The 22,651-nt window shown below is 47.0% G+C and carries 17 protein-coding genes, 2 tRNA genes and 1 pseudogene; 2 read left to right on the top strand and 18 right to left on the bottom strand.

Features of this window, described 5'->3' with window-relative positions:
• Positions 1–166 (top strand): annotated as a pseudogene (locus CHK_RS16950) (IS110 family transposase); the annotation flags it as partial.
• A 285-nt stretch (positions 167–451) separates the two neighbouring features.
• On the opposite strand, the gene CHK_RS12020 reads toward CHK_RS16950, so the two are convergent.
• The 13 genes from CHK_RS12020 to CHK_RS11955 all read right to left on the bottom strand — a co-directional run bounded on the left by CHK_RS12020 (position 452) and on the right by CHK_RS11955 (position 16,666).
• Positions 452–528 (bottom strand) — tRNA-Arg (locus CHK_RS12020).
• A gap of 45 nt (positions 529–573) precedes the next feature.
• The gene (locus CHK_RS12015; RefSeq protein ID WP_046444272.1) at positions 574–1,215 is read right to left on the bottom strand and encodes a hypothetical protein; all 642 of its coding nucleotides are present in this window, start codon (positions 1,213–1,215) and stop codon (positions 574–576) included.
• Positions 1,216–1,292: 77 nt separating this feature from the next.
• A complete protein-coding gene (locus CHK_RS12010) occupies positions 1,293–2,873 on the bottom strand; it encodes a DNRLRE domain-containing protein (RefSeq protein WP_046444271.1) in 1,581 nt (526 codons plus the stop codon).
• 535 nt (positions 2,874–3,408) lie between these two features.
• Positions 3,409–4,890, bottom strand: a complete 1,482-nt coding sequence (locus CHK_RS12005; protein ID WP_046444323.1) for an L-fucose/L-arabinose isomerase family protein — start codon at positions 4,888–4,890, stop codon at positions 3,409–3,411.
• Positions 4,891–5,032: 142 nt separating this feature from the next.
• Positions 5,033–6,571, bottom strand: a complete 1,539-nt coding sequence (gene xylB / locus CHK_RS12000) for a xylulokinase (RefSeq protein WP_046444270.1) — start codon at positions 6,569–6,571, stop codon at positions 5,033–5,035.
• 63 nt (positions 6,572–6,634) lie between these two features.
• Positions 6,635–7,699, bottom strand: a complete 1,065-nt coding sequence (locus CHK_RS11995; protein WP_046444269.1) for a substrate-binding domain-containing protein — start codon at positions 7,697–7,699, stop codon at positions 6,635–6,637.
• A complete protein-coding gene (locus CHK_RS11990) occupies positions 7,696–8,700 on the bottom strand; it encodes an ABC transporter permease (RefSeq protein WP_052740557.1) in 1,005 nt (334 codons plus the stop codon). The genes CHK_RS11995 and CHK_RS11990 overlap by 4 nt, the downstream gene beginning before the upstream one ends.
• Positions 8,701–8,878: 178 nt before the next feature.
• A complete protein-coding gene (locus CHK_RS11985) occupies positions 8,879–10,111 on the bottom strand; it encodes a M24 family metallopeptidase (RefSeq protein WP_046444268.1) in 1,233 nt (410 codons plus the stop codon).
• A gap of 31 nt (positions 10,112–10,142) precedes the next feature.
• Complete coding sequence (locus CHK_RS11980) at positions 10,143–11,309, bottom strand: sugar ABC transporter substrate-binding protein (RefSeq protein ID WP_046444267.1); 1,167 nt, start codon at positions 11,307–11,309, stop codon at positions 10,143–10,145.
• Positions 11,310–11,360: 51 nt separating this feature from the next.
• Positions 11,361–12,341 carry an ABC transporter permease gene (locus tag CHK_RS11975; protein ID WP_046444266.1) on the bottom strand — a complete coding sequence of 327 codons (981 nt, stop codon included), beginning with the start codon at positions 12,339–12,341 and terminating at the stop codon, positions 11,361–11,363.
• Positions 12,342–12,358: 17 nt separating this feature from the next.
• Positions 12,359–13,324: an ABC transporter permease gene (locus CHK_RS11970; protein WP_046444265.1), complete on the bottom strand. Its 966-nt coding sequence runs from the start codon at positions 13,322–13,324 to the stop codon at positions 12,359–12,361.
• Positions 13,321–14,847, bottom strand: coding sequence for a sugar ABC transporter ATP-binding protein (locus CHK_RS11965; RefSeq protein WP_046444264.1), 1,527 nt, complete (start codon positions 14,845–14,847; stop codon positions 13,321–13,323). Before CHK_RS11965 ends, CHK_RS11970 begins: the two co-directional genes overlap by 4 nt.
• A 358-nt stretch (positions 14,848–15,205) precedes the next feature.
• Positions 15,206–16,666, bottom strand: coding sequence for a sugar ABC transporter ATP-binding protein (locus tag CHK_RS11955; protein WP_052740556.1), 1,461 nt, complete (start codon positions 16,664–16,666; stop codon positions 15,206–15,208).
• 243 nt (positions 16,667–16,909) lie between these two features.
• On the opposite strand from CHK_RS11955, the gene CHK_RS11950 reads away from it, so the two are divergent.
• Positions 16,910–17,722 carry a helix-turn-helix transcriptional regulator gene (locus tag CHK_RS11950; protein WP_046444262.1) on the top strand — a complete coding sequence of 271 codons (813 nt, stop codon included), beginning with the start codon at positions 16,910–16,912 and terminating at the stop codon, positions 17,720–17,722.
• A 234-nt stretch (positions 17,723–17,956) separates the two neighbouring features.
• On the opposite strand, the gene CHK_RS11945 is transcribed toward CHK_RS11950, so the two are convergent.
• The 5 genes from CHK_RS11945 to CHK_RS11925 all read right to left on the bottom strand — a co-directional run bounded on the left by CHK_RS11945 (position 17,957) and on the right by CHK_RS11925 (position 22,556).
• A tRNA-Arg gene (locus CHK_RS11945) sits at positions 17,957–18,032 on the bottom strand.
• Positions 18,033–18,321: 289 nt separating this feature from the next.
• Complete coding sequence (locus CHK_RS11940; protein WP_046444261.1) at positions 18,322–19,044, bottom strand: amino acid ABC transporter ATP-binding protein; 723 nt, start codon at positions 19,042–19,044, stop codon at positions 18,322–18,324.
• A 9-nt stretch (positions 19,045–19,053) separates the two neighbouring features.
• The gene (locus CHK_RS11935) at positions 19,054–19,752 is read right to left on the bottom strand and encodes an amino acid ABC transporter permease (protein ID WP_046444260.1); all 699 of its coding nucleotides are present in this window, start codon (positions 19,750–19,752) and stop codon (positions 19,054–19,056) included.
• Positions 19,753–19,871: 119 nt separating this feature from the next.
• Complete coding sequence (locus tag CHK_RS11930; RefSeq protein WP_046444259.1) at positions 19,872–20,759, bottom strand: basic amino acid ABC transporter substrate-binding protein; 888 nt, start codon at positions 20,757–20,759, stop codon at positions 19,872–19,874.
• A 93-nt stretch (positions 20,760–20,852) separates the two neighbouring features.
• A complete protein-coding gene (locus tag CHK_RS11925; RefSeq protein ID WP_046444258.1) occupies positions 20,853–22,556 on the bottom strand; it encodes a phospho-sugar mutase in 1,704 nt (567 codons plus the stop codon).
• Positions 22,557–22,651: the final 95 nt, after the last annotated feature.

Here is a 22,651-nt window from a genome sequence, read left to right as displayed (position 1 = left end):
CCTGCTCAAACACGCGCCCTCTCATGATGCTGTATTCCAATATCTTGACAAAAAACGCGGCGAGGGTAAGCATTATTACGTCTACATGATGGCAGGAGCCAACAAGTTCCTGCGTATCTACTACGCACGGGTTAAGGAGCATCTAGGCAGTTTGGCGGTTCAGTAGCCCACATATTCTTTTTGCTTGGCTTACCGGCTTATTTCAGGGTGGTTTTATTTGATGTTCCATTTTTTACCTTTCATTTTTTATTCATTTCCGCCTTGACTTTTCTTTGCAGGTCTCTTGGTACTTCCACTGTAAAACACTACGGCTTAAACGGCAAAAAACAGAACTATTAAGATTCAAATTTGTAATAAGAAAGGCGTAGTTTCTTAGACCACGCCCGATTCCAATACTGTAGCTAAATTAAAAATTTGCATAAAAAAACTCCCGCAATTTACGAGAGTTTTTTGGTGCACCTAGCAGGACTTGAACCTGCGTTCTATCGCGTCGGAGGCGATCGCCTTATCCAACTGGGCCATAGGTGCTCGATATTTCTTTCAGTAGGCTGTTTAAAAATACATATTTCTGCACTAAGCAGTATTTTTCCCTGTTGTTTTCCATGCCCCGGCCGGGCTATCCCCATCGATCAGGTATTCGATCTGCCCGCCGCTCAATGTTGTTTGCGCGCCGCCGGACGTATTATTGTAGTCTGTAATTCCCGACCACGATACCGTTATGTTGGCCGCATTTGTATAACCCGACGGATTAACGGTGACAGCCGATGGTTTATTTGGGGCTACGGTATCCGGCAAAACACCGGATGCTTCACTGAATAATGCCGGATTCGGCGCCTGTCCCGTTCCGTTATGCGGAACCACCTTGAAATAATAGTTGAGGTCGTTGGCGTAACTGCTTCCGGGATTGTTCTTTGCATATAAATGAGCGGGGATCATAGGCAGTTCTACTCCGCCGCCGCCCAGATGCAGTTTACATGCTCCTGCGTTTATTTCCCCTGTGGTCGGCCAAATAGTTCTTCCTCTCGTTGTAAATGATGTAGTGTTCCCTACGTTAAGATATTCGTACTCTTTTCCGTCCCAAATACCCAAATAGTATCCGCCCGCGCCTTCCACGCTGTTCCAGTTTACGTCAAAGTACCCACTGCCGGAATTGACGCCATTTGTATGCGGCGTTGCCCTTACCCTTGGATTCGGGATGCCCTCAAAATATGTCATAGAGAACGTCATACGGTAGGAAGGCGTATCTGCCGAGACAAACTCACGGTAATCTCCATAATCATTTGCATCACATATCAGGGCAAATCCGTTTTCTCGACCTGATTGAACGTATTGAAATATTCCCCAAACATTTCAGTCAGGTTCCAGCTATACCATCCGCTGCCGTTGACATATTGGGTATCGTATGCTTTATCTAAAATGTGCGGGGAATTGTTCCATGTGATGGTCCTGGAATTCCAACTGCTTTCTACCCGATGGATCGAAAAGGTATTGCCACTCGTCTTGCCGGAGCGTTCGTACATACTGACCTGCGCATGCTGAATCAGGATATTATTGCTTTTATCTACAATATCCTGTGGTATCACGCATCGAATGTATGCCTGGTTGATCGCAATCGCATCGTTTCCTACCCTGAAATATTCCCTGTTGTATGTATTGACCGTATCGGGGCTTGTGTTGCTGACATAATTGTCTTCCAATCCAAGGGATGCGGCGCCTACAGAATCATAATATACCGATGGATCGACGATCACAGGGTATGCGCGTTCCGGGGTAAGCCATGAACTGCTTAACTCGTAGCGGATAATATATGAATTCCCGTCCTGCCGGATCGATACGGCAATATCTTCACTGTATGCGCCTGCCGCGTCTGTCATAAAGGGCGCGGCAATCCGTGCAACAGTGACTCCATCGCTGTCACTTAAAAGAATTTCCTGTCCTTTCTGCTCCGGCGTGAGGCCGTTAAGGTCGATCCGGTATTCGAATACATTGTTTTCCGTATATTCATTGATAATGATATCTTCTTTGATCCCATTCTCTTTGGCTTTAAGACGAAGGTCGGTCACCGGATCAAAAACGCCCTCATAGGTCGCGCTTTCAAACGCGCTTCCCGAATATCCTTCCTTACGCAATTCCGGCTTACTATCTTCTTCCGAGACCAGGGTTGCTGATGGTTCCGATGCTTCCTGGGTTGGAACCGCAGCAGGCTCTTGCCCTGCTGCTTCATCCGGTGTTAAATTTTCCGCTGCTTTAGCTTCTTGAACCGCTTCCGACGAGGGAATCTCTTCAATTTCACCATTGGCGGTTGCTTCCGGCGGCAGGCTGTTTCTTGCTTTTTCATTTGTTATGTCCGTTAACCCCGCTTCCTGCGTTTCCGGCTGCACAGGCTCTTCCGATTCATTTACAGGCATTTCTGGATTCTGTGGCGCAGCACTTTCTGCTTCTTCGCTGCCTGTCAAATCATCGGGCGATTTCGGTATTTTCTCCTGCTCAAAATTTGATTCGTCCACAATAGGCGCAATCGAAATACTTGTCCCATCCTTTGCAACGGTAACCAGTTCGTCGTTCTGCTTAAAATCATTGTTGATTTCCGCATCTACGGTTTCACTGGTGCTTGTGATAGCGTCACCCCGATCGACCAGAAGCGCATCACTGTCGTCCGGTTCCATTGCTTCCATCTGTTCGTCCGTGAGTTCCATTGTGAGGGTTTTACTGCCATTCCAGTTTTGCCGCACAGTAATCCCTTCGGCGACATTTTCTACCCGACCCACGCCCGATTCGGCATATGCAACAGCAAACGGCTGCATTATAGTCACGATACAAAACGCTATCGAGACTGCTCCGATATAGAATTTAGCTCCCCAATTCTTTTTCATAACGCCAACCCCACACTTTTCGCTATTGTTACGATAACCAACGGATTCTTATAAAACAAAAGGATACCTGTCAAGTCAGATATCCCAAAAGCCAAAATTCACCATATGCACTTTTATATTTGTCTTTAACTTTGATTTTTTTAAATATTTTCTGGACGGATAATGCTTCAGAAGCGAATCCAACCCACTCTTTGGACTCCCCTTGTTCATGGCCATACCTACAATTCATTTTGTCTTTAATGAAAGTATATCACCGTACCCCGTTTTTGTACAGATATCAAAATGAATCTCTATCCATAGATCATAATTGGTATTTTCATTTCGCCGATGCTGTCAAGCGGAATTTAAGCGTCCTTATCAGCCGCGCCTGCAAGACTATCCGGCGATGACGCTGAGGACAGCTTGCAGGATACGACGCAAATGGCCTGGCAGTTACGAAATGCTCGACAATATTGCCGTTATCCCTATCAAGGCGAAATCGTCACAATATCTCCCTCCTGCAGCAACGAATTTTTCTCGTTCCATTTTCAATCCGCTAAAAAGGATTTTCTGTCTTATAAAGCATTCCCTGCGGCTGGTTAAATGCAATATCATCCACACCAAGATAATTCATAACCGTAAAAAGTGCTTTTCCCACATGTCCAAATGCGATAGCGCCGTGATGCGGATACCTCTTTTCAATCAATACATGCCTGTAGAAACGTCCCATCTGCGGAATCGCGAACACACCGATTCCTCCAAACGACTGTGTTGGAACAGGCAACACTTCCCCTTGCGCTATATACGCCTGCAAAGAGGCATCTGCATTTGCGTGCAGCCGGAAAAATGTAATTTCTCCGGGCAGAATATCGCCTTCCAACGTCCCCCGCGTAATATCCGGCTGGCCGCCGTCCTCCAATAACCTGTTTTGAATCAGCTGGTATTTCACAGCGCCCTTGGAAAGCTTGCAAAATGGAGTGTTTCCACAATGAAACCCCATGAAAGTGTCCTTCAACGTATAATCATATTTGTTTTTGATGTCGTTCTCAAACATTTCTTTTGGTACGGAATTATTAATATCGAGGAGCGTAACCGCATCTTTGGTAACACACGCGCCAATATACTCGCTGACAGCGCCATAAATATCTACCTCACACGCCACCGGAACCCCTCTTGATGCAAGCCTGCTGTTGACATAGCAAGGCTCAAATCCGAATTCTACAGGAAATGCCGGCCAACACTTGTTTGCAAACGCAACATACTTACGCGCCCCCTTGTGTGCGTCTGTCCAATCCATAAGCGTAAGCTCGTACTGCGCCATACGCGGCAACAGATCCGGATATTGGTTTCCCTCCATTCCAAGTTCGGCTGCCATATCCTCAACGATGCTTTGAATCCGCTTATCCCCTGCGTGCTGCCGATACGCCATCAGAAGATCAAGCTCCGAATTTTCCTCGATCTCTATGCCAAGATCATAAAGCCCTTTAATGGGAGCATTGCATGCGAAAAAGTCCTGCGGACGCGGTCCGAAAGCGATCACCTTCAGAGATGCAAGACCTATTATCGCCCTTGCCACAGGAATAAATTCTGCTATCATTCCTGCAATGTCAGAAGCCGTACCAACCGGATACTCCGGAATAACCGCTTTGAGTTTGCGCAGCCCTAAATTGTATGAACAGTTGAGCATACCACAATAAGCATCTCCGCGTCCTTGTATCAAATCTCCTTCTTCTGCGGCCGCCGCATACATGACAGGGCCGTCAAAATTCTTTGCAATCAACGTCTCCGGTGTTTCCGGTCCAAAGTTTCCAAGGAATACAAGCAATGTGTTGCAGCCTGCTGCTTTTACTTCTTCGACAGCTTGAAGCATATCCTTCTCATTTTCCACCGTCGTTTTTGCCTCGAATACTTCTATTCCGCACTCCTGCTTGCACTTCGCCACAACAGCACTTCTTCTGCACTCCGAAAGAGAGATCACAAAACAATCTCTGCTGACCGCAATCACGCCAAGTTTTACTTCTGGTATATTGTTCATTATCTTATTCTCCTTTTCCATGTATATGGTCTGTATTTTCGCTCAAAATTCTGATATGTGCGCCGCTTCCGGCTTTCTTTATTTCCTTGTGCCCTTATGCAGGGCGGCACATAAATCACCTTGTACGTTCTTGTTATATCTGTATTTATATTTTTTCACATTCTATTTCCGCCAGCTGCTGAAACTGTTCTTTTAAGGCCGGGTATATTTTTTGATACAGCCTGTAATATTTTTCATATTCCGCAGAACAGGCAGTATCAGGCCTTTGCTCTGTATCCACCTGAATAACGGCCTCGCATCCTTCCTCAACGCTCGCATAAACGCCCGCGCCCACGCCCGCAAGAACTGCTACGCCCAATGCCGGCCCTTCCTGCGCTTTCAGCGTTATAACCGGACAGCCGTACACATCCGCGAGCATCTGCCTCCACAGCGGACTTTTCCCGCCGCCGCCCGTCGCAAGCATCTGGGTAAAAGGCACGCCCATTTCACGTAAGACGTCGTAACACTGACGCTGAGAGAAGGTCACCCCTTCCATCACAGCCCGTAACAAATGATATTTCGTATGCCGTGCAGAAAGGCCGAAAAACACCCCGCGCGCGTTTTCATCGAGCAACGGGGAGCGTTCTCCCATCAAATACGGCGCAAAAACAAGCTTGTCCGAACCAATCGGCAGGCGGGCAATCTGCTCATTGAGAAGCAAATACGAATCCACCCCTATGCCCTGCGCCACTTCTATTTCCGCTGTGCAAAAGGTATCTCGATACCATTTCAAAGAAAATCCTGCCGCGAGCGTGCAGCTCATCACTGCCCACGCATCCGGAACCGCCGCGCAAAATGTATGTACCCGGCCCGCTTTATCTATCGTCACGCGATTGGAATGCGCAAAAATAACGCCCGATGTTCCAATGGTCGTAAACGCCTTCCCCTCCCTTACAACCCCTGTGCCTACCGCGGCAGCGGCATTGTCTCCCGCGCCGCCCACCACAAGCGTACCCGGCGCAAGTCCCGTAAGCCGCGCTGCCTGCTCGCTCACCGTTCCCGTAATCTCACACGATTCATACATCCTTCCAAGTATCGCACTGTCGATTTCGAGCTTATCGAGAATCTCCTCAGACCATTTGCGCTTGGTAATATCGAGCATATTCATACCTGACGCGTCGCTTACCTCCGTCGCATACTCGCCCGTTAACATATACCGAATGTAATCCTTGGGTAAAAGGATGTGCGCGCAGCGCTCATAATTTTGCGGTTCATGCTTTCTCACCCAAAGTATCTTGCCCGCCGTAAAACCTGTAACCGCAGGGTTTGCCGTGATTTCAATTAAACGTTCTTTCCCCACAGCCTGAGTGATTTCCTCGCATTCCTCACTCGTTCTGCCGTCGCACCATAAAATGGCGTTGCGAATCACTTCGCCCTCTTTTGTGAGCATAACCAGCCCGTGCATCTGACCGGAAATGCCCACTCCTCTGATCTCTTTCGCCTGTATGCCCGACGTACCGATTATCTGTGCAACCGTTTCGCATACCGCGTTCCACCAGTCGCGCGGTTCTTGCTCAGCCCAGCCGTTTTGCGGCTGATAAAGAGGATATTCTGCTGTTGCGCTCGCCTTAACAGCTCCGCTTTCGTCAAACAACACCGTCTTTGTCCCTGATGTTCCTACATCAATTCCGATTAAATAACCCATATTGCCCCCTCAACTGCTTCAGTTATTACTTCTGCAATGGTATCTCATTTCTCTCCCGCTTATTTAATATCCGGAGTGGCCTTTATACTCCTCCACATTGCTCTTTGTGATGACAGGGCACTCAAGCTCTATATAATCAGGGATATCCTCCCCGTTCATCACTTTCACACCGGCGAATATACCTGCCGGCATGGGAATCGGATATGCTACCACCGCGTCAATATATCCCGCACTCACCGCATCAAGCGCAGATTCCTGCGCATCAATACTTACTATTGGAATGTTACGGCCAGCTGCTTTCAAAGCCTGTATGATCCCCATTGTCATTACATCCGACTGGCTGAAAATCGCATCGATATCATCATCATTTGGAAAACGCTGCAGCAGGTCTTCCATTTCCCCCAAACCGCGCGTCTGTAAAAAGTCTGCATATGGCGCGGCGATTACTTCAATATCGGAACCTTCGATACCCTGCGCGAAACCAATATGCCTGTCGTTTGTATTGGAAGCAGCCGGCGCTCCCTGTATTTCGACGACCTTTCCGGATCCTCCCAAAAGCTTTACCATGGCTTCTCCCGCTTTTTTTCCGATTTTCACATCGTCCGCCTTGACAACGGACTCATATTCCGCGGGTACATAGCGATCCACGCAGATCACTGGAATCCCCGCATCCTTCAGCCGTTCAAACGCAGGCACCATCGCCTCTTTTTCTACCGGATCGATTATCAGAACGTCAATCCCTTTTGCAATATAATCGTCAATGATAGCGCTTTGCGTCACCGGATCGCCATCGCCGTTTCCAATTACAAAATCCATATTCGGAAAATACTTTTTCAACGTATCCTCCGCCATCACTTTCGTACCGCCTCCATAAGGAAAGCGCATCGATGAAACGATAACTCCCATCGTTCCCCTGTATTCTTCGAGCGGTTTTTGGGGTACGAGTTCTTGGGCGATAGTCCGGTCACAGTAAATCCCAAAATCAATCGGCTGTCCGTCCGCTGAAAAGACAACCGTATCGCTATTCAGTTCAGCCTGATCGATAGGCGAGCTCGTTACATGAACACAGGATGAAAAAAGCATAACTGCTGCTGCGAGCAACAAAACGGCTGTTTGTTTCCCTTTCATAATCCTCTCCACGCTTCCTTCATCCGCTGCTTCAGGTCTTTTATGGAAAGCAGGATCGCTAAAATAATAATGATGCCTTTCATAATTTGCTGGATGTACGTGGGAACCCCCGTAAGATTCAAAAGATTTGCCACCACCGTCATAAGAATTACGCCGATCACCGTTCCCTCCACGCTCCCTTTGCCGCCCGAAAGGCTGGTTCCGCCAATGACGATCGCCGCAATACTGTCAAGCGCCATCGTACTCCCTGCGACCGGATGTCCCACATAAAGCCTGCAGGCAGTTACAACCCCTGCGAGCGCCGCAAACACGCCGCATATCATATAAGTGAGCATAATGACACGCGTCGTACGCACTCCTGCAAGGCGGGCTCCTTCAAAGCTGCTCCCTACGCTGTACACATAACGCCCAAATGGCACATACCGCAAAATCACTACAGAGACCACCGCCAACGCCGCAAAAAGAATAAACGGTCCCGGGATGACGCCTATATTTCCATTCCCAAAAAAGTCGATTTCCGCACTCTGTGCCGTTGTAAACTCTACCGGAATCCCATCGCACATCAGAAGCGCAAGACCGGCTGTGATGGACGATATCGCAAGCGTCATAATAAACGGCTGGATTCCCCAAAAAATTACGCCGAAGCCATTCACGATCCCTACGATTATTCCCAAAAGAAGCGCACAAAATATTGCCAGCCAAATGTCATATCCAAACCTTGTCAGCAAAGAAAACACGATACCCGATACCGCAAGCACACCGCCCACGGAAAGGTCGATTCCTCCCGTGATAATAACAAATGTCATTCCTACGGCAACAATCCCCGTCGCAGACGCTTGCCGCGCAACATTTACAATATTCTGAAGTCTGAAGAACTGCGGAGCAAAAATAAAGATCAGAACAACAACGGCAACGAGAAGCACAAGCATCGCCGCATTGTTTTTGATCAATTTCGTTGCTGCCGTTTTATATGCCGATCCCGGCTTTTCATTTGTGAGCATGCTGCCTATGTCCTTTCAGCCGTCGTGTTTTGTAGTCATTGTAACAAATATTCCGATATTGAAAAACTAACATTCTTGCGGTTTTACAGCAAAAAATTTCTTTTGCTTGCTGTACATTTTAAAAAGCAGCAAAGCCGCCCATATCTGCGTGGACAGCTTTGCTGCAAAATAGAGATAATTAGTCTTTGAAGCTGATTCTTGGGAAATTTGTAAGAGTTTCCATGCCGTCTTTGCGTACAACGATCGGATCCTCGGTGCGCACGCCCGTCAGATTTTCATCGATCACGGAAAGCTCATATGCAAATGTCTGTCCATCTACAAGCACATCCGGCGAATCCTTGCCGATCAGCGGCATGGGTTCTTCAGGGTCCATGCCTGTTCCATGCGGCCCAAGCCGTCCCGCGCTCGGTGCAACGATGTACTTTTCAATGCCTTCTTTTTGTGCTGCTGCACGGATTACAGCATCCGCTTCATGGCCTGTCATTCCTGCACAGATCTCATTCAGTCCCGCTTCAAACACGCGGTTCAATTTTTCCAACAGCTCGATTTTTGCCTTGGGCGCGTCTCCAAACACGATGGTACGTGCGGAATCCGAGCAATAATCATTGATACGGCAGCCGTGATCCATCATGACCAGATCTCCGCGGACGATTTGCTTATCTGTAGGACGCTTGAAGAGCGACAACAGATTCTCTCCTGTCTGAACCATGATATCAAAGGCAATGCAGTGTGCGCCCGATGCAAACATAGCCGCATATACCATGCTCTGCGCTTCTTTTTCTGTGATACCGTCTTCCAGAACGTCATAAAGCATCTGTGCGCCGATATCCGCGACACGGCCAGCGCGCCGCATCGTATTGATCTCTTTTTCCGTTTTGATTGATTTAAAGTATTCAATGATCTTGCTCTTGACAATCTCTGCATCCGGTATCCCCTTTTTGATCTCATTGAATATTTCAAGGTCACAGAAGTTGTATCCGCACAGTCCTACCTTTTTTAACGGTTTTTTCTTATTGTAGTCAATGAGGAAACTGCTTAACCCTCCGCGGATCTCACGAATGTCGTCACCCATGTATTTCATTGCGGATTCTTCATGCGCCGCACGAATCTGGCTGTCTGGCAGGAAAAATACCGGATCTGCTCCCGGAGCAATAAAAACGATCTCCGGCTGCGGATATACGCCGTCTATGGTGCGGTAATCGACCAGCCAGCGAATGTTGCTCATTCGATAGCAATCCCCAAAGACAAGCAGTGCGTCAAAGCCGTCTTCCTCCGTTTTCGCTTTGGCACGCTCTACGCGTTCCCTGTAGTCGTCTCCTGTGATGGTCTCGCCAAAGCCATCCCAAATGCTTTCCTTGATCAACTGTTCAAATTTTGCGGGTAACATATCCCTTATCTTTTTTGCAATCATTTCTTTGCCTCCTTTTATTTGTAAAACTTTTTTATTTATAAGATTCCGTTGCCGCAAGCGCCCAATCCACATACGCTTCTGGGACGTCTACGTTCTCTTTGTCTACAAGGATCGTAGGAACGTTGATGACTTTATCTAGACTATAGCCCAAAAGTTCGTGCATAAAGATCGCCTTGATCGCCTCGCGGCCCTGATCTACGCTGCCTACGTCAACCGTCGCGGTGAGCCCGCCGCTTCTGATCTGTTCAAAGCCGGATTTCAGCCCGTCCGCGCCAACAACGATAATTCCTTCACTGCCGTCCCACAGCTTAAGGCCCATCGCCTGTACTGCCTGAACCGCCCCCTGTGCCATCTCTTCATTTTCACCGTAGATGAAGTTTACATCAGGATTTGCCTGCAAAAGGTTTTCCGCTGCCGCCATTCCTGCATCGCGTACATATTCACCACGCTGTTCACCCACGATGGTAAGGCCCGGATATTCGGAAACCGCTTCCATAAACCCTTCCCGGCGCGATGTCGTCCAATGGCCGTCGTTACCGGATATAAACAGTATCTTTCCTTGTCCGTTCAGCTTTTCCGCCGCATACTGCCCGACAAGATAACCGGACTGACGCGCGTTGTCATAGCTGATGACAGACGTCGCTTTGATGGAATCAACATCCCACAATTCTGCCGGCATATTGAAGAGATATACCGCCGTACCTGCCGCCGTCGCTTTTTCATAAACGGCATTCATAGAGTCAAAGTCGCCCGCTGTGCACACCAGCACCGCATCGAATTCCTTGGTTGCCCAGTTTTCTATGGTCGATACCTGTGACTCCACTGCGTCGTGCTCGCTCGGTGCGACAAACTCAAATTCAAAGTTTACGCCGAACCTGTCGTGCAATTCATTCATCATTGTGTAAGCTCCGTGCATAATGATGTCGTAAAATTCCGAAGCTGCCGGTGGGGTAAAGCCAATCTTAAAGGTCTTGCCTTCCACCTTTGCACGCACTGCGGCTTCCCATGCAGGATCGCCCCACTGCCATGTTCCATTTGCAGCCGAAACAGCAGTTGTACCTGCACCCGCCGCGTCGCTTGCAACGACGGACGCCGTGTCCGCCGGCTTATCCACGTTTCCGCAGCCCGTGAATAGGATGGCTGCCGTTATCAATACCGCAAGCACGATCCCCATCACTTTAAAGTGTCTTTTGTTCATCTTCTTTTCCTCCTGTGTTTTTATTCTTTTGCACTGCCTTCATGCAAAAAATCAGTCCTTTTTATTTCTGTGGCTCAAGTATTCCACCGCTACCACAACCAATATAATGATGCCTTTGACAATGGTTTCCCAATCAGGATCAACATTTAAAAGATTGAGTGCATTGCTGATCAGATAGATGATGAATGCGCCAAATACGGTGCCGATGAGGCTGCCCTTTCCGCCCGAAAGGCTTGTTCCGCCGATGATCGCCGCGGCGATTGCATCAAGCTCATAGCCCTTTCCCATTTCCGGATGCACCGTTTCCAGGCGGGACGCAAGTGTAATACCCGCAATGGCCGCCATCAACCCGGAAAGTGCGTAAACCTTGATGAGCAGTTTCTTTGTATTGATCCCCGACACCCGTGCAGATTCCTCGTTGCTTCCATACGCCGTCACATGCCGGCCGAACGCAGTACACCGGTATACAAACTGCAGGACAATGAACGCCACGATCGCTATGACGATCGGAAACTGAAGCCCCAGGATATCTCCCTGGCCGATAAAGCGAAAACCTCCCACCATGTAATTACGAAAGGGAATGGAGTTTGTCCACACATACATAACTCCACGGCCGATGCTCATTGTAGCAAGCGTCGCGATAAATGGTGTGATCCGCAGTTTCGTGACCATCAACCCGTTGCCCGCGCCTACCATGGTTCCCATCAATATCCCTGCGATAATGGACGGCACGATATTTACATTTTGTGATAAAAGCCATCCCGTCATTCCGCCGGAAAGCGCAAGCATCACACCTACCGAAAGGTCGATGCCGCCTGTGGTGAGAACAAACGTCATACCGAAACCCAGCAACATGATGAACACCGACTGGCGGAATACATTCATAAGATTGGAAACCGTAAGGAAGCTTGGCGAAAGGATGGACATCACGACCATCATGATAATAATGAAGATCAGCAGCCCCAGAAGCTGACGATCGATTTTTTTCTTTGCCCCTGTTGTACTAAGAATTGTCTGTTGGTTGTTTTTCATTGTTCTGTCCCTCCTTGTCAAACGCGTTCGGCGCGTGCCGACGTGAATCTTTCGAGGCTGACAGCCACAACGATGATCGCACCCACAATGATCTGACGATAAAACTGGTTCACCGATAAAAGATCCAGACCGTTCGAAATGGTTCCAAGGATCACCGCACCGATAATCGCACCGATGATGCTGCCTTTACCGCCCGCCATGCTGGTTCCGCCGATCACTGCCGCGGCGATCGCATCCATCTCATAGCCTCCGCCCATTTCTGATTGCACCGCCGTGAGCCGTGCCGCCAAAAGAATGCCCGAAAGCGCCGCCAAAAGCCCGGAAAGCATGTACACTCCTACAGTGATCTTATTGCACGACACGCCGGACAGAAACGCGACTTCACGATTTGAACCGATCGCCGTTACATTGCGTCCAAAGCTGGTAAACTTAAAAAGAAACAGCAGAATTACAAAAACGATGATCGTGATGATCACGGGGATAGGCAGTCCAAACAGATAGCCTTGTGCAAGATAGGTAAATTCCGGCACCGCAAACCCGCTGACCGCTCCGTTTGTCGTGGACAACAACAGAATACCGCGTACCACGCTCGACATGGCAAAGGTCACAAGAAAAGGAGCAATCCGCAGCTGCGTAATCAAAAGTCCATTCACCAGGCCGAATGCCGCGCCTGTTAAAAGCCCCGCCAATATTCCCAAAAACACACTGCCGCCCGCCGCAATGATCATTCCCGTAACCGCACCGGAATAACCAAGGATAGAGCCCACCGAAAGATCGATACCTCCAATCGTAAGCACGAACGTCATTCCAAAGCCGACCAGCATAACAAAAACCGACTGAAGCAATAGATTCTGGATGTTTTCTACTTTCAGGAAGTACGGTGTCGCAATCGCAAGGAACACAAACAATGCGATCATGACGATCAATATTCCCAATTCGTCAAATTTTTTTGTACGTGTCTTGACCGTATATTCGTTTTTCATGATTCATGACCTCCCGACGCATACAGCGTTATGTTTTCTTCTGTGGCCTCTTCGCGGGTGAATTCGTGTACGATCCTGCCCTGGTGCATGACATAAATACGGTCTGCAAGGCCCATCAGCTCGGGAAGCTCAGAGGATACCAGCAAAATGCCGCCTCCCTCTTTTACAAAATCCGCAATCAGGCTATATATTTCATGCTTTGCGCCTACATCGATCCCCTGCGTAGGTTCATCAAAAATCAGTACCTGCGGTTTGGTAAACATCCATTTAGCGAGTATCACTTTTTGTTGATTTCCACCCGAAAGAGATTTTACTTTCTGGTAAATAGACGGCGTCTTTACGCCAAGGCGTTTTACGTATTCCTCTGCAGTCCTGATTTCCTTGTTTTTACGGATCACAAATTTTCCCGCAAGCACTTCCTTTAAATTGGCAAGTGTAATATTATCTTTGATATCCTGTTCTATAAGCGCTCCCTGCAGCTTCCGGTTTTCAGGAAGCATACCGATGCCTTGTGCAATAGCGTCTTTGGGTGTTTTTATTTTACATTTTTTCCCATTTATTCTGATCGTACCGGTCGTTACGCGATCTGCACCCACAATCGCCCGCACCGTTTCCGTTCTGCCCGCGCCGGCAAGGCCGGCAAGGCCTACGATCTCTCCTTTTTTCACATGCAGGTTAATGTCTTCGATCACGCCCCTGCGTGTAAGTCCCTCTACTCCCAACACCTGTTCGCCGATCGCAACGGTTTCCTTGACAATATAGTTGGTGATTGTACGGCCTACCATTCGCGCCACGAGATCATCGATGTCCGTGTCCTCCGGCCCGACTTCCGCAACGTTTTTCCCATCGCGCATCACCACGATCCGGTCTACAAGTCCGAACAATTCCCTTAAATGGTGCGTAATATAAATGACTGCGATTCCCTGCTTTTTAAGCATATGCACAAAATCAAAGAGTACCTGCCGCTCATGCTCTGCAAGCGCGGCTGTCGGCTCGTCCATGATCACAAGCGAGCAGCTGATGGATAACGCTTTTACAATCTCAATCACGCGATTTTTCAATGCTCCCAGTCTGCTCACCGGTACAAGCACATCCTCTACCGTTGGAAAAAATTCGGCATACAATTTCTGGGTTTCCACCGTCATCGTTTTTTCGTCAAGGCGTTTTATCGCGTTGCCAATCAATCCCTTCTGCGTTTCGCGTCCCAAATAGACATTCTGTACCGCGTTCAGATGGGGCGCGAGCGACGGCTCCTGAAAAATTGTACTGATCCCCAATCCCTGAGCGCATTTTGGATCTGTAATTTTCACGATCTCCCCATTCACCCTGATTTCTCCCTCGTCCGGATGATAAAGCCCGGAGAGCATTTTCATCAGCGTAGATTTTCCCGCGCCGTTTTCACCGACAAGCGCGACAACTTCACCTTTTTTGACGGTGAGTGAAACGTCGTCCAGCGCGACAACGCCCGGAAACCGTTTGGTGATGCCTGTCATTTCGATAAAGACGCTGTTGTCATCTCTCATGTTTTTCCCCCCTCATTTTTTCTGTTTCAAATGGATTCGATTTCATTCCTGCTGTATTGTTCTCATTGTTTCTATCTTACCGAAACCGGCCATACGACAACAAGAAACATACTTGTTGCCTTACCTTTACAATCTTGCGCCTCATTTTTTCCCTTGAAATGTTAAAAAAACGCGGAGTAACGGCTTTTCCGCAAATTATTATCGTTTTTTTCTTTCTCATCTGAATATTTGATTCTTGCGGCGCGCCGCAAGAATCGTGTATCTTTTTTGTGATAGACAAATAAAAAAAACCTCCCGCAGGCGGTTTTGTTACAATAAAAAATGAGCCTTTGAGGCTCACCTTATATTTGTTCCATCTCTAGATATACTGTGTAATGTTATTGAGTTCCTCTTCCGGCACTTCCGCAACGATCCTTCCATTTTTCAGTATCAGCGCACGGTCGCACAACCCTGCGATCTCGTCCATATCCGAAGAAACGAGAATGATCCCTTTTCCTTCCGAGGCAAGCTCGTTCATCACGATATATATCTCGCTGCGCGATACAATATCGATTCCTTTCGTAGGTTCATCGAGGAGCAGGATACTGGCATTTGAAATAAGCGATCTTCCCACCATTACCTTTTGCTGGTTGCCTCCGCTCAGAAAGCGGATCTCCTGATGCAGACTGTCCATTTTGAGGTTCAATTCGATCGACTGATCCACAACTTCCTCCATTTCCTGCTTTAGATCAAGGAAAATTCCCCGGCGGATATCCTCAAGCGCGGAAATTGTAAGGTTCGCCGCTACCCCCATATCAAGAAACAGCCCTGCATCCATGCGATTCTCGTTGACATACCCGAACCCATGGTTAACCGCGTCTGTCGCATTTTTAAGTTCAATCTCTTTTCCGCGTAAAAACAGGCTTCCCGCATCCATCTCAAATTCGCCAAACACTGTTTTGATCAGTGCCGTACGTCCCGATCCTGTGAGGCCTGTAATCCCAAGTATCTCGCCCGCACGCAATTTGAAGCTAATATCGTGCAAAATATTTTCAAGCCGCAGTCCGCTGATTTCAAGCAATATTTTTTCCCGGCATTTTGCCTTGGGCGGATAAAGACGCAACGATTCGTTTCCCGAAATCAGATAACTCAGCCGCTCCCTTTTCAGTCCCTTTGTACTGCACATCGCCACATTCTTTCCGTCGCGCAGCACACTTACCCTGTCGCACAGCCTCAGTACCTCTGTGATACTGTGGGTAATATAAATAATCGAGCTTCCCCGCGCTTTCATTTCTCGCATAAACCGGACAAATATCTCTTTTTCTTCCGTTGCAAGATTAATCATCGGCTCGTCCATAATAAAAAGCTTTGCCCTGCTTTTGTATGCCCGCGCAACGGATACCATATAGCGCTCGCTGATACTCAAATCCCGTATTTTTTTGGTCACATCCAGCGCGTAACCCATGGTATCCATCTGCTCACGCGCCTCCGCACATAATTTTTTGTAGCTGATAAATCCACTCTTTCGCGGAAGCTCTGTCAAAAAGATGTTTTCCGCAGCCGTCAGATCCGGAAGCAGATTTGTTGCCTGATAAATCGTAAATATCCCTTTTTCAAGCGCCTCCCGTGGAGATTCAAACTTGACATGTTTGTTACAAAAATTGATTTCCCCACTGTCCGCCGGAAATACACCGGATAATATGTTCACCAGCGTGGACTTTCCTGCACCATTCAGTCCTACAAGCGCATGGATTTCTGCTTCTTCCAACAGAAAGGCGACATCTTTGAGTACAGGGATATCAAAAAACGATTTATTGATGTTGTTCATTGTAAGGAGCATTCAAATTCCTCCGAATAGTTCATTTTTATTTTATTTTCGCGTTTATTCGTTTATACTGAGTATAAATCAGGTTTAAAAACCGGTCAAATTCTTTCTCATCCTTTTAAATCAAGTTTATCTAAGTCGATATTATGCAGATATGAACAAACTTGTGGAAACTATACAGATTATTGCGCATTTACCTCAAACAAGTATTTTTTCGCTTTTTATCATGATAGATTAAGGTTGGTAGAGGTACAATCAATGAATTCCAACCATCCGATTCTGGTACGGCCGCCTCAGATACTTTCCAATCAGGTCACACTGAAAAACAATTTCGATATGGAGCGTTCCGATTTCACAGAAACAGAAATTGTTTTGGTGCAGCAGGGACATGTTCATGTGTGGTTTGATGGAATTTCCTATTCCCTGGGCGGCGGAGATATTGTTCTTGTTCCGTGCCTGCCGTACAGGCTGTCCTCCGCTGGGGACGATCCGTGCACGCTGGTCACGCTTTATTTGTCTTCCTTTCAATATGCGGGACAACAGGAGGGACGCCTCCCTTTTGCCACACATGAAACCATATTGCAATATAGCAACTCCACAGTCCCCATGATCAAAATTATCACGCAAATCCATGCAGAGCTTTCCGAAAAGCGTCCGGATTTCAAAGTCGCTTCTTCCAAGCTTACGGAATATCTTCTGATTCTTTTGCGGCGCAAATTAATGGATAACGATCTAAGCGCGGAGCCCGCCTCGCTTCTGTCGGGCATCAAAGAATATATTGAGAACAACTATGAGAAAAACATTACGCTTTCCAGTCTCTCTGATACATTTTTTGTGAGTCCGTTCCATATCGCTCATTTATTTAAGGAAAAATTTGATATTTCTCCCATCCAATATCTGATCAAAACACGCATCAAGATTGCCTCCGAGCTTTTGATCCAGACAGGCTACACCGTATTCGAGATTTCTAATCTCGTAGGCTATCCGAACGCAAATTACTTCAATATTATTTTCAAACGGTTCACGGGCATGAGCCCCGGAAAATACCGAAAGAAGATGCAAAAACGATAAAAAACCGTCAACCAAAGCTGCCCTGCGCCAGAGAAATAGACAGAAAAGAGGAAGATCAAACGCAGGCCAGCTTTCAAATTACGCCGCTTGGATTCGTTTTTCACTGGCTATTTCCAGTTCCCGCTATATGGCAATTATAAACGGCAAAACAGAACATTTTTATTACCATTTGACTTTATTTGTGGCTCAATAAAAAATCCGCATAAAAAACTCCCGTAAATTTACAGGAGTTTTTGGCGCACCTGAGACGATTTGAACGTCCGACACCACGCGTCGGAGGCGTGTGCTCTATCCACTGAGCTACAGGTGCTCGATATTTCTTTCAGTAGGCTGTTTAAAAATACATATTTCTGCACTAAAAATGCAAGATTTTTGCAGAATGCCCTTTTTTCAGTTTTTCGCTTCACTATGCTATTCTTTCATGTAATTCCGTTGCATTTCCTTTTCCCATGCGCTTTTTCGGTACTCTTATCTACCCTTAAAGTATACCATTTACCCTTGTCTACTTTCAAGGGCAACAGAGTCGGAGTCCTGCGCTCTATCCAGCTGAGCTACGAGCACATATATAACTGCAAAACGCAGTTATTATTATAATACATTTACAGCACTTTGGAAAGAAAATCCTTCAGTCTTGGATTTTTCGGATTGCTGAAGAACTCCTGCGGCGGCGCCTGCTCCAAAATCTTTCCCTCATCCATAAAAAGGCAACGTGTTGCAACTTCCTTTGCAAAACCCATCTCATGCGTAACGACCACCATTGTCATCCCTTCATCCGCAAGCGTGTGCATGAAGTCGAGAACCTCTCCTACCATTTCCGGATCAAGCGCGGATGTAGGCTCGTCAAACAGCATCACATCAGGGTTCATAGCGAGCGCACGCACAATCGCAACACGCTGCTGCTGCCCGCCCGAAAGCTGTAGCGGATAAGAGTCTATTTTATCAGAGAGTCCAATCCGTTTCAATAGCGTTTCCGCACGCTCCTGCGCTTCATCCTCTGTCATAAGTCCAAGCTTTAAAGGCGCAAGCATAATATTCTGTCCAACCGTTTTATGTGGAAACAGGTTAAACTGCTGGAACACCATTCCCATTTTTTGGCGCACCTTATCAATATCGATATTTTTGCCGGTAAGAAGATTTCCTTCAAACCAAATCTCACCACTGGTGGGTTCTTCCAGTAAATTAAGGCATCTTAAAAAAGTAGATTTTCCGCTTCCCGAAGGTCCTACAATAACGACCTTTTCACCGCGTTCAATGTGCTCGTCAATTCCCTGCAGCACCATGTTATCATTAAATTGTTTATATAAATTCTTGACTACCAGCATAAGCTGCTCCTATCGCACATCGCTTTGCGCGAGCTTTTTTTCCAACTTTTTCAGTGCCCATGTAATGAGCATTACAATGCCAAGATAAATAAGCGCAATGAAAATCAACGGCACAAAAGGCAAATACGTCCTTGACCGCACTAAATCTGCGGCGCGCGTTAAATCTGTAAGCGCCACATAGCCAACGATGGACGTTTCCTTAAACAAAACAATGAATTCATTGCCAAGCGCAGGCAGGATATTCTTGATTGCCTGCGGCAAGATAATCGTACGCATTGTCATGCCGTTTGTGAGGCCCAGCGAGCGCCCTGCCTCCATTTGGCCCCTTGGCACAGCCATAATGCCTGCGCGTACGATCTCGGACACATAAGCGCCGCTATTGATGCCAAACGCCAAAGCCGCAACATAAGGAGCCATTTCCGTTGGGGCAGCAGCGAAGATAATATAATACATAATCAACAGCTGTACCAGCATAGGAGTTCCGCGAATCACGGTTGTATAAACTTCGCAGATTACGCTCAGCCATTTCAGTTTTTTATTCCGCAAAGCATTTACTTTTGCGATTGCCACAAGCGAGCCGATCGCAACCCCCAGCAGTACCGCAATTCCTGCTATCATGAGCGTAACCAAAAGCCCGTCCACGAATAAAGTCCACCGGTTGTCTACAACCAATGTTTTATAGATTTGTTCCGGTAAATTGTCAAACATGATAACTACAATACTCCCACGCAATCTCAAAATACAGTAAATACTTTATTATTATAGCAAAGAAGCGAAAAAAGCGCAAAGAGAAAATTCCCTTTGCGCTTTATCCTGTATAAATATAATTATTGAACTTTAGAAGCCGCTACATGCGTCTCTGTGAATTCCGCAATTTTCCCATCGTCCTGAAGCTGCTTGATTACCTTATTTACCACTTCCGTAAGTCCGGTATTTCCCTTTGCAACAGCAATCGCGTACTGTTCGTCCGTGGAAGGCATATCTACGATAGCAAGATCGTCATTGGAGGCCACAATATTTTCCGCCGTCAATTTGTCGATAACAACCGCGTCAAGCTTTCCGTTTTTAAGATCAAGAGCTGCTTCCGGAGCGCCTTTATACTGCTTTACAGTCGCATCCGCAACATTCTCCGGATTAGATACGTACATATCGCCCGTCGTTCCGAGCTGAACGCCAATCGTTTTTCCCGCCAGATCATCTGCGCTTGCAACCTTTGGATCCTCTTTATTTACAACAATCAGCTGCTTTGCATCTGCATATGTGTCAGAGAAATCAACGCTTTCCGCGCGCTCCGGATCAACCGTCATGCCCGCCGCGACAAGATCGCCTTTTCCTCCGGACAGTGCAGCGATCAATCCATCAAAATCCATATCCACTACTTCAAGCTTCACGCCGAGTTCATCCGCGATTGCCTGGCAGATATCCACGTCAACACCGCTTACCGCGCCATCGGCGCCAATATACTCATAGGGTGCAAACTGCGAATTGGTAAGCATAACGAGTTTTCCCGCATCTTTGATCTTTGCGACTGCATCGGAATCTCCTGCCGCTGCGGATTCGCTCGCGCTTGCGGACTCAGATGCCGCCGCAGATTCAGACGCTGCCGCAGATTCAGACGCTGCCGGACTCTCAGACGAGGCTGCCGGGGCGGAACACGCCGCAAGCATTGCCGCTGACATCAATACTACAAGTACCACTGCTAAAATCTTCTTCATATCTTTCCTCCAAAATTGTTTTAAAACTTATAATGTATAATTATACATGAATATTCAAAAAAAGCAAGCGTTTTATGCAAATTATATCGTAAATTATTCAACGTTTAAAAAAGCATGTATATCGGCTGTTACCGCGTCAAACATTTTTTTTGCCTCTTGCTCATTCCTGCATCTTAATGAATAATATATTTTTATTTTAGGTTCCGTACCCGACGGCCGGATCACAACACTGCTTCCTCCCTCGAGCGTATAACCCATAACATCTGATTTTGGTAAGGTGATTTCCGTACTCGTTCCATCCTCTTTTTGTACAGAAGTTAGATAATCGGATATCTTCTTTACAGGAAGGCTTCCCCACATCTTCACATCCTCTTTTCGAAGCTTTTTCATGAGGTCTTCCATATGCTGCATTCCATCTGCTCCTTCAAATGTAAAACTCTCAAGCCTGTCATAAAAATAACCATGTTTCCGATATAATTCACCTAACCGGTCTATCAGTGTCATTCCTTTTATTTTATAATATGCAGCCATTTCGCAAATCAGCATAGACGCATTCACCGCGTCTTTATCCCTGGCGTGCGTACCGGACAGATAACCGTAGCTTTCTTCAAAACCGAACACATATCGTTCAACTTCTCCTTTTTTCTCCAAAAGCCCGATCTGTTCCCCAATAAATTTAAACCCCGTTAAAACATTTATGAGTTCTACCCCATACTCATCTGCGATGCTCTGTGCCATTTCCGTCGTTACGATCGTCTTGACCGCCACTGGTTTTTCCGGCATATCTCCTGTATTACTACGCATCATACACACGAAATCAAACAGCAATACACCCATTTGGTTGCCGTTAACCAAGATATATTCGCCATTATGTTTTACCGCCGTTCCTACACGGTCGCAATCCGGATCGGTTCCGAGCAGTAAATCCGCTCCCGTTTTTTCACATAAGGCCACGCCTAATTTAAGCGCTTCTTTTTCTTCCGGGTTTGGATACGGGCAGGTAGTAAAATTTTCATCCGGCTTCTCCTGCTCCGGTACCACTGTAATATCCGTGATGCCAATTTCATCCAATATGCGCAATACTGGTTTCAGGCCCGCACCATTGAGCGGCGTATATACAATTTTCAGGCCGCCAGTCTCTTCAAAAACGCTATATCTCTTTACTGCCCTGAAATATTCATCGATCGTAGCCTGATCGATATAACAAATCATGCCGGCAGATAACGACCGATTGAAATCATCTTGCCTGATATCTTCAAAAATATCCTTCCGGCCGATATATCCTGTGATCATTTCCGCTGCTTCCAGAGTAATCTGGCATCCGTCGCTTCCATAGACCTTATATCCATTATATTTAGCCGGGTTATGGCTTGCCGTGATGACAACGCCTGCGCTGCACTTTAGTTGCCTTACCGCAAAGGAAAGCATTGGCGTGGGCATCAATGTGTCAAATAAATAAACTTTGATTCCATTGCCCGCAAACACTTCAGCTGCTGTCTGCGCAAATTTCTTTGAGTTTTTCCGGCTGTCATATGCGATCGCAACGGAAGCGCCATCGAAACTTTCATTCAAATATTCCGCAATCCCCTGTGTTGCTTTACGGACTGTGTAAATATTCATACGGTTCGTGCCCGCGCCGATCACACCGCGCAGGCCGCCCGTTCCAAACGCAAGATCACGGTAAAAACGGTCCTTAATCGCTACCTCGTCACCTTGAATTTTCAATAATTCTTCATTAATCTCCGGATCATTTTTTGCACTTTCTATCCATTGCATATATAATTTCTTTTCGCACATCGGCTCCACCTATAAAATCCTGTAGTTCATCTGGTTCCTGCGCTTTCATAAAGCACTAACTATTCATTCACACTATTAGGTTATCATTTTATCCT

This window comes from Christensenella hongkongensis (assembly GCF_000981035.1).
GTDB classification, from domain to species: domain Bacteria; phylum Bacillota; class Clostridia; order Christensenellales; family Christensenellaceae; genus Christensenella; species Christensenella hongkongensis.
This window is presented reverse-complemented; position numbering and strand designations above follow the sequence as displayed.

Bases quoted from the DNA above. Each gene is read 5' to 3' on its own strand.
- CHK_RS12010 (WP_046444271.1), bottom strand. From the start codon at position 2,873: ATGAAAAAGAATTGGGGAGCTAAATTCTATATCGGAGCAGTCTCGATA.
- CHK_RS11930 (WP_046444259.1), bottom strand. From the start codon at position 20,759: ATGAAGAAGATTTTAGCAGTGGTACTTGTAGTATTGATGTCAGCGGCA.
- CHK_RS11965 (WP_046444264.1), bottom strand. From the start codon at position 14,847: ATGAGAGATGACAACAGCGTCTTTATCGAAATGACAGGCATCACCAAA.
- CHK_RS11940 (WP_046444261.1), bottom strand. From the start codon at position 19,044: ATGCTGGTAGTCAAGAATTTATATAAACAATTTAATGATAACATGGTG.
- xylB (WP_046444270.1), bottom strand. From the start codon at position 6,571: ATGGGTTATTTAATCGGAATTGATGTAGGAACATCAGGGACAAAGACG.
- CHK_RS11950 (WP_046444262.1), top strand. From the start codon at position 16,910: ATGAATTCCAACCATCCGATTCTGGTACGGCCGCCTCAGATACTTTCC.
- CHK_RS11935 (WP_046444260.1), bottom strand. From the start codon at position 19,752: ATGTTTGACAATTTACCGGAACAAATCTATAAAACATTGGTTGTAGAC.
- CHK_RS11980 (WP_046444267.1), bottom strand. From the start codon at position 11,309: ATGAACAAAAGACACTTTAAAGTGATGGGGATCGTGCTTGCGGTATTG.
- CHK_RS11970 (WP_046444265.1), bottom strand. From the start codon at position 13,324: ATGAAAAACGAATATACGGTCAAGACACGTACAAAAAAATTTGACGAA.
- CHK_RS11925 (WP_046444258.1), bottom strand. From the start codon at position 22,556: ATGTGCGAAAAGAAATTATATATGCAATGGATAGAAAGTGCAAAAAAT.
- CHK_RS11990 (WP_052740557.1), bottom strand. From the start codon at position 8,700: ATGCTCACAAATGAAAAGCCGGGATCGGCATATAAAACGGCAGCAACG.
- CHK_RS11975 (WP_046444266.1), bottom strand. From the start codon at position 12,341: ATGAAAAACAACCAACAGACAATTCTTAGTACAACAGGGGCAAAGAAA.
- CHK_RS11985 (WP_046444268.1), bottom strand. From the start codon at position 10,111: ATGATTGCAAAAAAGATAAGGGATATGTTACCCGCAAAATTTGAACAG.
- CHK_RS12015 (WP_046444272.1), bottom strand. From the start codon at position 1,215: ATGACATATTTTGAGGGCATCCCGAATCCAAGGGTAAGGGCAACGCCG.
- CHK_RS11995 (WP_046444269.1), bottom strand. From the start codon at position 7,699: ATGAAAGGGAAACAAACAGCCGTTTTGTTGCTCGCAGCAGCAGTTATG.
- CHK_RS11955 (WP_052740556.1), bottom strand. From the start codon at position 16,666: ATGCTCCTTACAATGAACAACATCAATAAATCGTTTTTTGATATCCCT.